This window comes from Pseudomonas sp. DR208 (genome assembly GCF_019823005.1).
Taxonomy (GTDB): domain Bacteria; phylum Pseudomonadota; class Gammaproteobacteria; order Pseudomonadales; family Pseudomonadaceae; genus Aquipseudomonas; species Aquipseudomonas extremorientalis.
Genome location: NZ_CP081944.1, coordinates 5756284 through 5770528 on the forward strand (window position 1 = coordinate 5756284; position 14245 = coordinate 5770528).

Sequence of the window (14245 nt, forward strand, 5' to 3'; positions counted from 1 at the left end):
CTTACTGGGACTGGATGATGCTCAACCGTTCGCCCACCACCATCTCGGTGATCCAATCCACCAGGATTGAGGTGTACGCCTGTTGGGACACCGGATCGCTGAGGGAATGGTCGGCGCCATCGATGATGCGATGGGTCAGGGAATGGGTCTGCTGGCACGCCGCACGGTAGCTCATGATGGTCGCGTGGGGCACGTGGTCATCGGTTTCCGATTCGACGATCAATACATCCCCGGTAAATGCCGAACACGCATGCAAGGCGCGATTGGTTTCGGCGTGGACCAGGGTGCTGCGGTAATCCATCAGGTCGGCCTTATCCAAGTCACGCTTGGGCTTGAGCCATTCCTGGTCGCGGTACAGCGCCGGCACGCGCAGCGCCAGCCAGCGTACCGGGCGCAGCGAGGTGAGGATCGCCGCGAGGTAGCCGCCGTAACTGGTGCCCACTACCGCCACCGCCGAGGTGTCGATGGCCGGGTGAGCCAGCAGCCGGTCATAGGCCGCCAGCAGGTCGCGCAGATTGTCTTCGCGGGTGACGCGGGACAAAGGAATACCCGTGCCAGCGTGCCCGCGCAGGTCGAAGGTCAGGCATACACATCCCAAGCCGGCGATGCCTTTGGCGCGCTCAAGGTCTCGCTCCTGGCTGCCACCCCAACCGTGCACAAACAACACGCCAGGCACTTTGGATTTGGGGCTCAGGAAGGTGCCGCTCATCTGTTCGTCGTCGATATCGATCGCAATGCTTTCGCTTCTAGCCGTCATAAGATTCAACCGTCACGTACTTGAGAAGGAACTCGCTGTTTTCCGCCGGGCCGCGATACACCTCGATGGCATCAGCCGGCAAGGGTCGATCCACATAGGTTTCCACGGAGGACACATGGATCGCACGCAGGCCGGGATTGTTGATAAAGCTTTGCAGGGCCGCGACTTCGGCACTGCTGGCCCCGCCCATGCGCCAGGATTGTTCGAGCACGCCGCTGCGACGCTGGCCGTTATTGTCGAGACCCTGGGCGATGTCGTAATTGCGCCGTGATGCGTAGAAGCCGGGATAGGCTTCATCGGCGGCCGCGTCGAAGACTTGGGCTTGCTCGATGGCCTCGCGAACGTCGTCGGGTAATTCGAGTTGCAGCAGGTCGTCGTAGTAACCGGGCACCACCAACAGGTTGGAGCCGCCGTAGACCTCTTCGCCCTGTCCATCTTTCGTCAGGTATTGCTCGCCGCAGTAGCTGAACACGTGATCGCCGATAAAACTCTGGCCGACACTGTGGGTGACCACGTTGTGCAGGTCTTGCTCCAGCACCACGCCTAGGTTGAAGAGTTGTGCGGCATCCGGTCGCGTCAGCACCGCTTCGAATTCATCCAGACTGTGGATAACTTCCTGGCCTCGGCCCGCGCAGGCGTGCACGGGTTTCAGGCGAATGGGGCCGCTGGACAGCAAGCGTGCAGCGGCGGGTCGCGCGTCTTCCAGCGCAAAGACGCTCAAGCCCTCCAGCACGACTTTTCGCACACGTTCGCCAAACAACCCCGACCACCCTTCGGGCGCTTTGGCTTCAGGGCTGAGCAAGCCATGACTGATCGCCTTGGTGCAGATGAAGTCGTGGTCGACATAACCGCCCCACAAATCCTCCGGACCTTGGATATTCAGTGCCCGCGCCTGGCCGGGACCGACCAGGGTTTGTGTGGGCAGCAGGTATAACGCCCTCCCCGCGTGCAGATCAGCGTCATAGCTTCCACCGAACTTCAGCCCGAGGATCTGCGCCAGCCAGCGTGCCAAGGCACGATTGGTTTCGACCTCATGCAGCGGCGCGCCCTCACGCGTGGAGTGAGCAACGACCAGCTTCTTGCGTTGAATCGGGGTCATGCGTCCCCCTTGGCCATCCCGCCATGTGTGTACGCAGACGGTTGCAGGGATCAGGCCAAGGCTCTTCCATGGAGGATGCTTTTCAAATCAAGGTGTTACGAAAAAACCGATGGCAGTTAGCCTGTTTTATTCTGCACGACGCCGCGTTAACGCAGCGGCGTTCTGCACGATTCACACGCCAAAACGGCTGCGGTAATCGCTGGGCGCAAGGCCGGTGATTTTCTTGAAGGTGGCGCGAAAGGCGCTGGGGTCCTGGTAGCCCACGGTCCAGGCGATATGGTCGATGGTGCCGTTGGTGAATTCCAGCATCTGCCGCGCCTTGCCCACACGCAGGTGCTGGCAGTATTCGGTGGGTTTCAAACCGGTGGCGCTGCGAAAACGCCGCAGGAAAGTCCGCTCTTCCAAACCGGCTTCCTGGGCCATTGCCGCCAGGGAAACATCCACCGCACCGCTGGCCTGCAACCAGTGCTGAACCTTGAGGATGGCTGTGTCACCGTGGCCAAGAATCGGCGCGAAGTTGCTGCCGCACTGGCTGGCGCTGTCACTGTGCTCGATCACCAGGAAACGCGCGGTATCGGCTGCGATGCTTGGGCCCATCAGGCGGTCGACCAGGCGCAGGCCGAGTTCGGACCAGGCCATCAAGCCGGCGGTGGTGATCAGGTCGCCATCATCGACGATCGGCTTGTCGGCCTCCAGGCGCACCGCCGGGTAGCGGCTGGCGAAGGATTTGGCGGAGGACCAATGGGTGGTGGCGCTGCGCCCGTCGAGCAACCCGCTGCGCGCCAACATGATCGAGCCAATGCACACACCGCCCAGTACCGTGCCTGCCGCATGTTGCTGGCGAATCCATTCCAGCAGCGCCGGGGGTGCCTGGTCTTCTGTAAACTCGCCGATCGACGGCGGCACCAGCACCGCCATCATCGGCTGCTCGGGACCGGGATAGCTGCTGAAAACACGCACCGGTGTGCCGGCGCTATCCACCTGCCAATGGCTGACCCGCAGCAATGGCAACTGCGCGGATTGATGCTCGGCGGCGATGCGATTGGCCACGCCAAACAGATCAGTCAAACCGTGCACGGCGGCCAGTTGCGCCCCCTGGTAGATCAACACGCCCAGCTCAACCACGACCATTGTCAGTTTTCCCCCTGTTATTGTCGGTGCAGCCAATCCCAGGTGCGGGCGCCAGCTAAGATACTGGCCCCATCAACCCATCACGAGGCAACACACATGGCCAAGCAAGCGCTCATCCTAATCGATATCCAGAACGACTACTTCCCCCAGGGCAAGTGGCCACTTGACGGCGTGGACGCCGCAGCGGACAAAGCCGCGCAGGTGCTGCAAGCGTTTCGCCAGGCAGGCGATGCGGTGATTCATGTGCGCCATGAGTTCACCTCCGATGACGCACCGTTCTTCACGCCGGGCTCCGAGGGTGCGCACCTGCATGGCAAAGTGTTGAACGAGGGCAACGAGCCGGTGGTGCTCAAGCATTTCGTGAATGCGTTCCGCGAGACCAACCTGCGCGCCCTGTTGGAACAGCGCAGCATCACGGACCTGGTAGTGGTCGGCAGCATGAGCCACATGTGCATCGACGCGGTGGTGCGGGCGGCGGCGGACCTGGGCTACACGGTCACGGTGGTTCATGACGCGTGCGCCACGCGGGACCTGGAGTTCAATGGGCAGGTGATTCCGGCGGCGCAGGTGCATGGGGCTTACATGGCGTCGCTGGCGTTTGGGTATGCGAGCGTGGTGTCGGCGGATGAGTATTTGAAGGCGCAAGCGGCGGCATGACCGCCACTTGTCCTTTGGACGTCAGCGGGTCGCGATGATGAACAGGCGCGGAAACGGTAGTAGTACAGTGCCGTCAGCCAGGGCTGGATAGGCACGGGTCATTCGCGCCTGGTATTCCTGCAGGAAAGCGGTTTTTTCGCTGTCGGCCAAAGGCGCGAGGAAGGGCCTCAGCGCCGATGCCTTGAACCACTCCACTACTGCCGCGTGGCTCGCCAACGGGTGCTGGTAGGTGGTGCGCCACACATCGACCGTACTGCAATGTTTGCTCAGCAGTTCGTAGTAGTAGCTCGCCGTGTGGCGCTCGTTGTGTTTGACCGCACCGATCTTTGCCGACCATGGACCCTCTGCCGCGACTTCGCGGGCGAGGTGGTGGGCGGGTTCGTCGAGGTTGTCCGGGGTTTGCACCGCCAGCGTACCGCCGGGCGTCAGTTGGCGGACCAGGTGCGGGTACAGCGTGGCGTGGTCCGGCAGCCACTGCAGGGACGCGTTGGCCAGGATCACATCGAAGGCGCACACAGGGTTCCAGGCACCGATATCCGCCAGTTCGAAGTTCAATGTCGGTAGCCGTTTGCGGGCGTCGACCAGCATGTCATCGGAACTGTCCATACCGGTGATGTGCGCTTGCGGGAAACGCTCGGCCAGCACCTCAGTCGAGTTACCGGGACCGCAGCCCAAATCGACGGCATTGTGCACTTCAACGTTCGGAATGGCCGCGACCAGGTCACGGACAGGGCGGGTGCGCTGCTGTTCGAACATCGTGTACTGCTTGGCTGACCAGGTCATCACGGCTTTCCTTCTTCTTGAGGTTGTCCACAGCCTAAATCTTGTGAGCCATGAGAACAAATGCCAGGATTGATGCACTCCCATACCTGAAAAGTATCCCTATGCTGGAACTTCGCCAACTCAAGGCTTTTGTGGCCATCGCCGAAGAAGGCTATATCACCCGCGCCGCCGAACGCCTGGGCATGCAGCAACCGCCGTTGACGCGGATGCTGCAAAGCCTTGAGGCCGAACTGGGTGTGGTCTTGATGGAGCGCCTGCCCCGTGGCGTGCGGCCCACGACGGCCGGGCTCGCATTGCTGGACGAAGCACGTGAGATTCTCGCCCAGGCAGACAGTATTGCAGAGGTGGTGCGCCGCGCCGCACGGGGCGAGCGTGGGCGCCTGGCGATCGGGTTTACCAGTTCGGCGGCGCTGCATCCCTTTGTACCGAGTGTATTGCGGCGGTTTCGCGAAACCTTTGTCGGCGTGACAGTGGTGCTGGAGGAAGCCGGGACCGGCGAACTGCTGGACGCGTTGATCCATGAGAAGCTCGATGCAGCATTTATCCGCTCGCCCCTCAGCGCAACCCAGTCGCTGCAAGACAAACCGATTCTGGTGGAGCCCATGTTGCTGGCGTTGCCCACGGATCATCCTCTGGCAATCGATCCGGGATCTCCCCTGCCCTTGTCGGCATTGGCGACCGAGTCCTTCGTGCTCTACCGCCGGCGTGTGGGGCTGGGTTTGTACGACGCAATTCTGGTGGCCTGCCGTGAAGCAGGGTTCAGCCCGCAGGTGGTGCAGGAAGCTCCGCGCATGACCGCCACACTAAGCCTGGTGGCTGCTGGACTTGGGGTGTCCATCGTGCCAGCGTCGATGCAGCGCTTGCGCGGGGATGGCATCGTTTATCGGGAATTGACGGAGTGCCGCAGCCTGGTGGCGCCGTTGCATTTGGCGACGCGGATCGATGACGGTTCGGCGATGCTGCAGCGGTTCAAGGAGATGGTTGTCACCGCCGCCTCGACTGAAGCTGATCACGGGTGATAAAAAAACCCCGAGGCCTGAGCCAGCGGGGGTTCTGTGTGTTCCGGGTGTTAAACCTCAGAACGGGATATCGTCATCAAAGCTGTCGAAATCCGGAGCCGGTTGCGGCGCGGCCTGTTGTGGCGCTGGACGCGACTCACGCTGTGGCTGCTGGCTTGGCTGCGGGCGCGACTGCTGTGGACGCGGAGCGGAGTTGGACATGCCGCCCTGGCCCTGTTGGTCGCCCTGTGGACGGCCGCCCAGCAGTTGCATGGTGCCTTGCATGTCGACCACGATTTCAGTGGTGTAACGCTTGATGCCGTCTTTTTCCCACTCGCGGGTCTGCAGCTTGCCTTCGATGTAGACCTGCGAACCTTTGCGCAGGTACTCGCCGGCGATCTCTGCGACCTTGCCGAACATCGACACACGGTGCCATTCGGTTTTCTCGACCTTCTGGCCGGTCTGCTTGTCGGTCCACTGTTCGCTGGTCGCCAGACTCAGGTTGGTCACGGCGTTACCGTTAGGCAAGTAGCGAACTTCGGGATCCTGGCCGCACGTACCGACCAATATGACTTTGTTAACCCCACGGGCCATAACGTTCTCCTAGGCTGGGCGCGCTGTCGGCACTGGGTTGACCAGTTGCTCGAGCGTCGCGCGATCCAATAATTCGGTGTCCAATTTGATGTAGATGGCGGCTTCTTCAGCAACAACCACGGCATCGGTAACCCCAGTAACGGCCTTAAGGCGCTCGACCAGACCGGCTTCGCGGATCGCTTCGGGCGATAACGGCAAGCGCAGACTCGTCACATAGGGAGGTTCGCGCATGGTAACAGCAAAGGCCAGCCAGAGGGCAGCCAGACCTGCGCATCCAAGGAACACAACCGACAAACCGCCATGCTGGAACATCCAGCCACCCATGATGCCGCCCAGTGCGGAACCCAGGAACTGGCTGGTGGAATACACCCCCATCGCCGTCCCTTTGCCGCCGGCCGGTGAAACTTTACTGATCAGCGAAGGCAGCGACGCCTCCAGCAGGTTGAACGCGGTGAAGAACACCACCGTGCCGATTACCAGCGCCCGCAGGCTGTCGCCGAACTGCCAGAAGAATAGCTCAGTGAGCATCAGCGTCGCGACGGCGCCGAGCAAAACTCGTTTCATTTTGCGTTTCTTTTCGCCGTAGATGATGAAGGGGATCATGGCGAAGAACGAAATCAGCAGCGCAGTAAGGTAGACCCACCAGTGCTGCTCCTTGGGCAGGCCGGCTTTTTCTACCAAGGCCAGAGGCAAGGCGACAAAGCTGCACATCAGCATGGCGTGTAATACGAAGATACCTAAATCCAGGCGCAGCAGGTCCGGGTGCTTGAGCGTCGGCAACAGGGCCTTGCGCGCAACGCCTGACTCACGGTGCTGCAACGTGCCAGTGGAGCGCGGCACCATGAAGGCCACGATCACGATGCCGAACAGTGCCATACCGCCTGTGGCCAGGAACAGCCCGTGCAAACCAAACGCGCGAGTCAGCAAGGGCCCCACCACCATGGCCACGGCAAACGACAGGCCGATGGTCATGCCGATCATGGCCATGGCCTTGGTGCGATGTTGTTCGCGGGTCAGGTCGGACAGCAACGCCATGACCGCAGCGGAAATCGCGCCCGCGCCTTGCAGGATGCGCCCGGCGATCACGCCCCAGATGGAATCGGATTGAGCCGCGAGCACGCTGCCGAGGGCGAACACGATCAGCCCCAGGTAGATCACAGGGCGGCGACCGATGCGGTCGGAAATGATCCCGAACGGAATCTGGAAAATCGCCTGGGTCAGGCCATAGGCGCCAATCGCCAGGCCGATCAACGCGGGGGTTGCGCCTGCGAGATCCATTCCATAGGTCGCCAGCACCGGCAACACCATAAACATGCCCAGCATACGGAAGGCGAACACCAGGGCCAGACCGCTTGCCGCTCGGGTCTCGCCGCTACTCATGCGTTCGCTGTGGGGATCGTGCATGGAAAAACCTCGTGTGAACCGGCGGCGATTCTACCAGTCCCATCGATTGAGAGGGTATATGCGGCGCTTTGCCGCGCAGCTTTCATCTAAGGCTGCAAGCGGCCTTTTGACAGTGTATATTCATCCAGTCTTTCGCCGTATACTCCGGCATTATTTACGCCCGCCGTGCGAGGCCATCTTGGACAAGATCCTGATTCGTGGGGCTAGAACCCACAACCTGAAGAACATCGACCTGACCCTGCCCCGGGACAAACTGATCGTCATCACCGGCTTGTCCGGGTCCGGCAAATCTTCGCTGGCGTTCGACACGCTGTATGCCGAAGGCCAGCGCCGCTATGTGGAATCCCTGTCGGCCTATGCCCGGCAGTTCCTGTCGATGATGGAGAAGCCCGACGTCGACACCATTGAAGGCCTGTCGCCGGCCATTTCCATCGAGCAGAAGTCGACCTCCCATAACCCGCGTTCCACCGTGGGCACCATTACCGAAATCTACGATTACCTGCGCCTGCTGTATGCACGCGTGGGTATTCCTCGTTGCCCGGACCACGACATTCCCCTGGAAGCCCAGACCGTCAGCCAGATGGTCGACCTGGTGCTGGCCCAGCCGGAAGGTGCCAAGCTGATGCTGCTGGCACCGGTGATCCGTGAGCGCAAGGGCGAACATCTTTCCGTTTTCGAAGAGCTGCGTGCGCAAGGTTTTGTGCGTGCGCGGATCAACGGCAAGCTGTATGAGCTGGACGAAGCGCCGAAGCTCGACAAGCAGAAGAAGCATTCGATCGATGTCGTGGTCGACCGCTTCAAGGTGCGCGCCGACCTGCAGCAGCGCCTGGCGGAATCCTTCGAAACCGCATTGAAACTGGCCGACGGTATTGCGCTGGTGGCGCCGATGGACGACGAGCCAGGCGAAGAGATCATCTTCTCCGCCCGGTTTGCCTGCCCGATCTGCGGCCACGCCATCAGCGAGCTGGAACCCAAGCTGTTTTCCTTCAACAACCCGGCCGGCGCCTGCCCGACCTGTGATGGCCTGGGCGTGAAGCAGTTCTTCGACATCAAGCGCCTGGTCAACGGTGACCTGACGCTGGCGGAGGGGGCCATACGCGGCTGGGACAGGCGCAACGTCTATTACTTCCAGATGCTGGGGTCGTTGGCGTCGCACTATAAATTCAGCCTGGAAGTGCCTTTCAACCAACTGCCGGCGGACCAGCAGAAGGTCATCCTGCATGGTAGCGGCTCGCAGAACGTCGACTTCAAGTACCTGAACGACCGTGGCGATATCGTCAAGCGCTCCCACCCGTTCGAAGGCATTGTGCCGAACCTTGAGCGTCGCTACCGCGAGACTGAATCGGCCAGCGTGCGCGAAGAGCTGGCGAAATTCCTCAGCACCCAGCCTTGTCCGGATTGCCGCGGCACGCGCCTGCGTCGTGAGGCGCGGCATGTATGGGTGGGCGAAAAGACCCTGCCGGCGGTGACCAGCCTGCCGATCGGCGATGCCTGCGAATACTTTGGCGTGCTCAAACTGACCGGTCGCCGTGGGGAGATCGCCGACAAGATCCTCAAGGAGATTCGCGAGCGGCTGCAGTTCCTGGTCAACGTAGGCCTGGATTACCTGTCGCTGGATCGCAGCGCCGATACCTTGTCCGGCGGCGAAGCCCAAAGGATTCGCCTGGCCAGCCAGATTGGTGCCGGCCTCGTGGGTGTGCTGTACATCCTTGATGAGCCGTCGATTGGTTTGCATCAACGTGACAACGATCGCCTGCTGGGTACGTTGAAACACCTGCGGGATATCGGTAACACGGTGATCGTGGTCGAGCACGATGAAGACGCGATTCGCCTGGCGGATTACGTGGTCGACATCGGCCCGGGTGCGGGTGTGCATGGTGGGCATATTGTCGCCGAGGGCACGCCTGCCGAAGTCATGGCGCACCCGGACTCGCTGACCGGCAAGTACCTGTCCGGCCGCGTGAAGATCGAAGTACCCGCCAAACGTACGCCACGCAACAAAAAGCTGGCGCTGCACCTCAAGGGCGCGCGTGGCAACAACCTGCGCAATGTCGACCTGGAAATTCCACTGGGCCTGCTGACCTGCGTGACCGGTGTTTCCGGCTCGGGCAAGTCGACGCTGATCAACAACACGCTGTTCCCGCTGAGTGCCACCGCGCTGAATGGCGCGACCACCCTGGAAGCGGCGGCCCATGACAGCATCAAGGGCCTGGAACACCTGGATAAGGTGGTCGATATCGACCAAAGCCCGATTGGCCGTACACCACGCTCCAACCCGGCGACCTACACCGGACTGTTCACACCGATTCGTGAGCTGTTTGCGGGCGTTCCGGAATCACGCTCAAGGGGCTACGGACCGGGCCGGTTCTCGTTCAACGTCAAGGGCGGCCGCTGTGAAGCGTGCCAGGGCGATGGCTTGATCAAGGTGGAGATGCACTTCCTCCCGGACATCTACGTACCGTGCGATGTGTGCAAGAGCAAGCGCTATAACCGCGAGACGCTGGAGATCAAATACAAAGGCAAGAGCATCCATGAAACCCTCGAGATGACCATCGAGGAAGCGCGTGAGTTCTTTGACGCGGTTCCGGCGCTGGCGCGCAAGCTACAGACCCTGATGGATGTAGGCCTTTCATATATCAAGCTGGGGCAGTCAGCTACGACGCTGTCTGGTGGTGAAGCACAACGGGTGAAGTTGTCTCGTGAGCTGTCCAAGCGCGACACCGGCAAGACCCTGTATATCCTCGATGAGCCGACCACCGGCCTGCACTTCGCGGATATCCAGCAACTGTTGGACGTGCTGCACCGCCTTCGCGACCACGGCAATACCGTGGTGGTGATCGAGCACAACCTTGATGTGATCAAGACGGCCGACTGGCTGGTAGACCTGGGGCCGGAAGGTGGTTCCAAGGGCGGTCAGATTATCGCCGTGGGCACGCCGGAGCAGGTTTCCGAAATGCCGCAGTCACACACTGGTTACTACTTGAAACCACTGTTGGAACGCGACCGGGCCTGACTTTTTCGGGCCCAATGAAAAGCCCCTGTCACTTTGCAGTGACAGGGGCTTTTTGCTGCCGGGAATCAGAACTGCGATTGCAGGTAATTCTCCAGGCCAATCAACTTGATCAGGCCCAGCTGCTTTTCCAGCCAGTAGGTGTGATCTTCTTCGGTATCATTCAACTGCACCCGCAGGATTTCCCGAGTGACAAAGTCGCTGTGCTGTTCACAGAGCTCGATGCCTTTGCAAAGCGCGGCACGGACCTTGTATTCGAGGCGCAGGTCGGCAGCGAGCATGTCAGGGACCGTAGTACCCACATCCAGGTCATCCGGACGCATGCGCGGCGTGCCTTCGAGCATGAGGATACGGCGCATCAGTGCGTCGGCGTGCTGTGCCTCTTCTTCCATCTCGTGGTTGATACGCTCGTAGAGCTCGGTAAAGCCCCAGTCTTCGTACATGCGCGAATGGATGAAATATTGGTCACGAGCCGCCAGTTCGCCCGTCAGCAACGTGTTGAGGTAATCGATTACGTCGGGGTGACCTTGCATCGCCCTACATCTCCCTGCTTGAAAGTCTGTAGTTTGAACCATGATGACTCGAAGGTCACGGGACCAACGGCAGAAAAGTGAAGATTTCCCGAGAAAAGTAGCGGATTTAACGCAAAAACCGCCCAAATGAGGGCGGTTCTGCTTATCGTTTAGAGTCAGTTAAGCGATACACCCAACGCCTTTGCGATTGCTTCTCCATAAGCAGGATCAGCCTTGTAGAAGTGTTGCAGCTGGCGCTGAACCACGTCGCTGGAAACGCCACCCATTGCGCCGGCAATGTTGTTGGTGAGCAACGCTTTCTGCTCATCGCTCATCAGGCGGAACAGCGCACCTGCGTGACTGTAGTAATCAGTGTCCTCTCTGTGATCGTAGCGGTCAGCCGCGCCATTAAGTGCCAGTGCAGGCTCTGCATACTGTGGCGCTTGCTTCGGTGCATCGGCGTAGCTGTTCGGCTCGTAATTAGGCGCCGCACCACCGTTACTGCCGAATGCCATCGAGCCATCACGCTGGTAGCTGTTTACTGGGCTACGTGGGGCGTTCACCGGCAGTTGCTGGTGATTGGTACCAACGCGGTAGCGGTGGGCATCTGCGTAGGCGAATACACGACCTTGCAGCATGCGGTCTGGCGACAGGCCTACGCCTGGAACCATATTGCTCGGACCGAATGCGGCTTGCTCCACTTCAGCAAAGTAGTTCTGCGGGTTGCGGTTCAACTCCAGTTCGCCGACTTCGATCAAAGGGAATTCCTTCTGCGACCAGGTTTTGGTCACATCGAAAGGATTCTCGTAATGAGCGTTGGCCTGGGCCTCGGTCATGATCTGGATGCACACGCGCCATTTCGGGAAGTCACCGCGCTCGATCGCGCCAAAGAGATCGCGCTGGGCGTAATCAGGGTCAGTACCGGCCAAACGTGCAGCTTCGGCCGGCGCAAGGTTCTTGATGCCCTGTTTGGTTTTGTAGTGCCACTTGACCCAGTGACGCTCGCCCTTGGCGTTGATCAGGCTATAGGTGTGGCTGCCAAAACCGTGCATATGGCGGTAGCCATCGGGAATGCCACGGTCGGAAAACAGAATGGTGACCTGGTGCAACGCCTCAGGGGAGTGAGACCAGAAGTCCCACATCATTTGCGCGCTTTTCAGGTTGCTTTGCGGCAAGCGCTTCTGGGTATGGATGAAGTCAGGAAACTTCAATGGATCGCGAATGAAGAACACAGGGGTGTTGTTACCCACGATGTCCCAGTTGCCTTCTTCGGTGTAGAACTTAAGGGCGAACCCGCGTGGGTCGCGCTCGGTATCAGCCGAACCGCGCTCACCACCTACCGTAGAAAAGCGCAGGAAAGTCGGCGTCTGCTTGCCGACTGACTCGAACAACTTAGCACTGGTGTATTGGGTAATGTCTTTGGTGACCGTGAAAGTGCCATAGGCACCCGAGCCTTTGGCGTGTACGCGGCGCTCAGGGATGTTTTCACGGTTGAAGTGAGCGAGCTTCTCAATCAGGTGAAAATCGTCGAGGAGCAACGGGCCACGCGGGCCTGCGGAACGGGAATTCTGGTTGTCCGCAACGGGAGCACCGCTGGCGGTCGTAAGGATTTTATTCTGGCTCATGCTCAATTTCCCTCAGGTCGGACTTGAAACTGCCGGCTAATCGGCTTGGAGGGAGTATTGATCATCAACATGACGCCTACAAATTCATTAAATTGTAGGCCTCGATAGAAAATAACTACCAAACTCCCCTCGTGCATAGTGCCAAGCACAATCGACGGAAGCTTGTACAAATCGCGCTTTTCTAACGCGCACAAAAAACCGGGCACTAGGCCCGGTTCTTCGTTACAGCTTGTCGTCTTACTCGGCGCTTACAGCTTCGCCAGCAGTAGCACGATCAACCAACTCGACGTACGCCATAGGCGCGTTGTCGCCAGCGCGGAAACCGCACTTGAGGATGCGCAGGTAGCCACCCTCACGGGTAGCGTAACGCTTGCCCAGGTCGTTGAAGAGCTTACCAACGATAGCTTTCGAACGAGTACGGTCGAAAGCCAGACGGCGGTTAGCCAGGCTGTCTGTCTTGGCCAAAGTAATCAGCGGCTCAGCAACGCGACGCAGTTCTTTAGCTTTCGGCAGTGTAGTTTTGATCAGCTCGTGCTCGAACAGCGACACCGCCATGTTTTGGAACATGGCCTTGCGGTGCGAGCTGGTACGGCTCAGGTGACGACCACTTTTACGATGACGCATGGTTCATTCCTTACCAAACTCACGTTCGGTGATTACGACGATCAGGCAGTCGCCTTGTCGTCCTTCTTAAGACTTGCAGGCGGCCAGTTGTCGAGGCGCATGCCGAGGGACAGACCGCGGGAGGCCAGAACGTCCTTGATTTCAGTCAAGGATTTCTTGCCCAGGTTCGGAGTCTTCAACAGTTCTACTTCGGTACGCTGAATCAGGTCGCCGATGTAGTAAATGTTTTCCGCCTTAAGGCAGTTAGCCGAACGTACAGTCAGTTCCAGATCGTCAACCGGGCGAAGCAGGATCGGATCGATCTCGTCTTCCTGCTCGATTACCACTGGTTCGCTGTCACCCTTGAGGTCGACGAACGCAGCCAACTGCTGTTGCAGGATGGTTGCAGCGCGGCGGATAGCCTCTTCAGGATCCAGAGTACCGTTGGTTTCCAGATCAATAACCAGCTTGTCCAGGTTAGTACGCTGCTCGACACGGGCGTTTTCCACCACGTATGCGATGCGGCGAACCGGGCTGAACGAAGAGTCAAGCTGCAAGCGACCAATGCTGCGGCTTTCGTCTTCATCGCTCTGACGCGAGTCGGCCGGTTCATAACCACGACCACGAGCTACGGTGAGCTTCATGTTCAGGGCGCCGTTAGACGCCAGGTTAGCGATTACGTGATCGGGGTTAACGATCTCGACATCATGATCCAGCTGAATATCGGCAGCGGTAACCACCCCCGAACCCTTCTTCGACAAGGTCAGCGTAACTTCGTCACGGCCGTGCAGCTTGATAGCCAGACCTTTAAGGTTCAACAGGATTTCAATTACGTCTTCCTGTACACCTTCGATGGCGCTGTACTCGTGGAGCACACCGTCAATCTCGGCCTCGACTACTGCACAGCCGGGCATTGAGGACAACAGGATGCGGCGCAGCGCGTTGCCCAGGGTGTGGCCAAAACCACGCTCGAGAGGCTCGAGAGTGATCTTAGCGCGGGTTGGACTGACAACCTGCACATCAATGTGGCGGGGTGTCAGGAACTCATTTACCGAAATCTGCATGGATGCAC

At 59.7% G+C, this 14245-nt stretch carries 13 protein-coding genes; 3 read left to right on the plus strand and 10 right to left on the minus strand.

Annotated elements, in window-relative coordinates; genetic code table 11:
* Position 1 precedes the first annotated feature (1 nt).
* From K5K89_RS26020 to K5K89_RS26030, 3 genes are all read right to left on the minus strand, one after another.
* Positions 2–757 carry an alpha/beta hydrolase family protein gene (locus K5K89_RS26020; protein ID WP_092250535.1) on the minus strand — a complete coding sequence of 252 codons (756 nt, stop codon included), beginning with the start codon at positions 755–757 and terminating at the stop codon, positions 2–4.
* Complete coding sequence (locus K5K89_RS26025) at positions 747–1856, minus strand: DUF3182 family protein (RefSeq protein ID WP_222540505.1); 1110 nt, start codon at positions 1854–1856, stop codon at positions 747–749. The genes K5K89_RS26020 and K5K89_RS26025 overlap by 11 nt, the downstream gene beginning before the upstream one ends.
* A 171-nt stretch (positions 1857–2027) precedes the next feature.
* A complete protein-coding gene (locus tag K5K89_RS26030; RefSeq protein WP_071489840.1) occupies positions 2028–2987 on the minus strand; it encodes a GlxA family transcriptional regulator in 960 nt (319 codons plus the stop codon).
* Between the two features lie 96 nt (positions 2988–3083).
* Here K5K89_RS26030 and K5K89_RS26035 point away from each other — a divergent pair, with 96 nt between their 5' ends.
* Positions 3084–3644 (plus strand): cysteine hydrolase family protein, encoded by a 561-nt coding sequence (locus tag K5K89_RS26035; RefSeq protein WP_071489839.1) that lies wholly within the window; start codon positions 3084–3086, stop codon positions 3642–3644.
* Positions 3645–3665: 21 nt separating this feature from the next.
* On the opposite strand, the gene tam is transcribed toward K5K89_RS26035, so the two are convergent.
* On the minus strand, positions 3666–4427 hold the full coding sequence (gene tam, locus K5K89_RS26040; RefSeq protein ID WP_222540506.1) for a trans-aconitate 2-methyltransferase: 762 nt from the start codon (positions 4425–4427) through the stop codon (positions 3666–3668).
* Between the two features lie 101 nt (positions 4428–4528).
* Between tam and K5K89_RS26045 the strand changes: the two genes are divergently transcribed.
* Entirely contained in the window at positions 4529–5446 is a 918-nt protein-coding gene (locus K5K89_RS26045; RefSeq protein ID WP_222540507.1) for a LysR family transcriptional regulator, read from the plus strand.
* A gap of 57 nt (positions 5447–5503) precedes the next feature.
* On the opposite strand, the gene K5K89_RS26050 is transcribed toward K5K89_RS26045, so the two are convergent.
* Together K5K89_RS26050 and K5K89_RS26055 are read right to left on the minus strand one after the other, a co-directional pair.
* Positions 5504–6019 (minus strand): single-stranded DNA-binding protein, encoded by a 516-nt coding sequence (locus K5K89_RS26050; RefSeq protein ID WP_003232445.1) that lies wholly within the window; start codon positions 6017–6019, stop codon positions 5504–5506.
* A 9-nt stretch (positions 6020–6028) separates the two neighbouring features.
* Positions 6029–7423: an MFS transporter gene (locus K5K89_RS26055; RefSeq protein WP_071489835.1), complete on the minus strand. Its 1395-nt coding sequence runs from the start codon at positions 7421–7423 to the stop codon at positions 6029–6031.
* 178 nt (positions 7424–7601) lie between these two features.
* Here K5K89_RS26055 and uvrA point away from each other — a divergent pair, with 178 nt between their 5' ends.
* A complete protein-coding gene (gene uvrA, locus K5K89_RS26060; RefSeq protein WP_071489834.1) occupies positions 7602–10436 on the plus strand; it encodes an excinuclease ABC subunit UvrA in 2835 nt (944 codons plus the stop codon).
* Between the two features lie 65 nt (positions 10437–10501).
* Here uvrA and bfr read toward each other — a convergent pair whose 3' ends face one another.
* The 4 genes from bfr to K5K89_RS26080 form a co-directional block, all read right to left on the minus strand.
* Positions 10502–10966, minus strand: coding sequence for a bacterioferritin (gene bfr / locus K5K89_RS26065; RefSeq protein WP_033900044.1), 465 nt, complete (start codon positions 10964–10966; stop codon positions 10502–10504).
* A gap of 155 nt (positions 10967–11121) precedes the next feature.
* Positions 11122–12570, minus strand: a complete 1449-nt coding sequence (locus K5K89_RS26070) for a catalase (protein ID WP_222540508.1) — start codon at positions 12568–12570, stop codon at positions 11122–11124.
* 237 nt (positions 12571–12807) lie between these two features.
* A complete protein-coding gene (gene rplQ, locus K5K89_RS26075; RefSeq protein WP_003176402.1) occupies positions 12808–13194 on the minus strand; it encodes a 50S ribosomal protein L17 in 387 nt (128 codons plus the stop codon).
* Between the two features lie 41 nt (positions 13195–13235).
* The gene (locus tag K5K89_RS26080; RefSeq protein ID WP_003176403.1) at positions 13236–14237 is read right to left on the minus strand and encodes a DNA-directed RNA polymerase subunit alpha; all 1002 of its coding nucleotides are present in this window, start codon (positions 14235–14237) and stop codon (positions 13236–13238) included.
* Positions 14238–14245 lie beyond the last annotated feature (8 nt).

Coding starts and splice junctions, on each gene's coding strand:
- K5K89_RS26020 (WP_092250535.1), bottom strand. CDS start 757: ATGACGGCTAGAAGCGAAAGCATTGCGATCGATATCGACGACGAACAG.
- K5K89_RS26025 (WP_222540505.1), bottom strand. CDS start 1,856: ATGACCCCGATTCAACGCAAGAAGCTGGTCGTTGCTCACTCCACGCGT.
- K5K89_RS26030 (WP_071489840.1), bottom strand. CDS start 2,987: ATGGTCGTGGTTGAGCTGGGCGTGTTGATCTACCAGGGGGCGCAACTG.
- K5K89_RS26035 (WP_071489839.1), top strand. CDS start 3,084: ATGGCCAAGCAAGCGCTCATCCTAATCGATATCCAGAACGACTACTTC.
- tam (WP_222540506.1), bottom strand. CDS start 4,427: ATGACCTGGTCAGCCAAGCAGTACACGATGTTCGAACAGCAGCGCACC.
- K5K89_RS26045 (WP_222540507.1), top strand. CDS start 4,529: ATGCTGGAACTTCGCCAACTCAAGGCTTTTGTGGCCATCGCCGAAGAA.
- K5K89_RS26050 (WP_003232445.1), bottom strand. CDS start 6,019: ATGGCCCGTGGGGTTAACAAAGTCATATTGGTCGGTACGTGCGGCCAG.
- K5K89_RS26055 (WP_071489835.1), bottom strand. CDS start 7,423: ATGCACGATCCCCACAGCGAACGCATGAGTAGCGGCGAGACCCGAGCG.
- bfr (WP_033900044.1), bottom strand. CDS start 10,966: ATGCAAGGTCACCCCGACGTAATCGATTACCTCAACACGTTGCTGACG.
- K5K89_RS26070 (WP_222540508.1), bottom strand. CDS start 12,570: ATGAGCCAGAATAAAATCCTTACGACCGCCAGCGGTGCTCCCGTTGCG.
- rplQ (WP_003176402.1), bottom strand. CDS start 13,194: ATGCGTCATCGTAAAAGTGGTCGTCACCTGAGCCGTACCAGCTCGCAC.
- K5K89_RS26080 (WP_003176403.1), bottom strand. CDS start 14,237: ATGCAGATTTCGGTAAATGAGTTCCTGACACCCCGCCACATTGATGTG.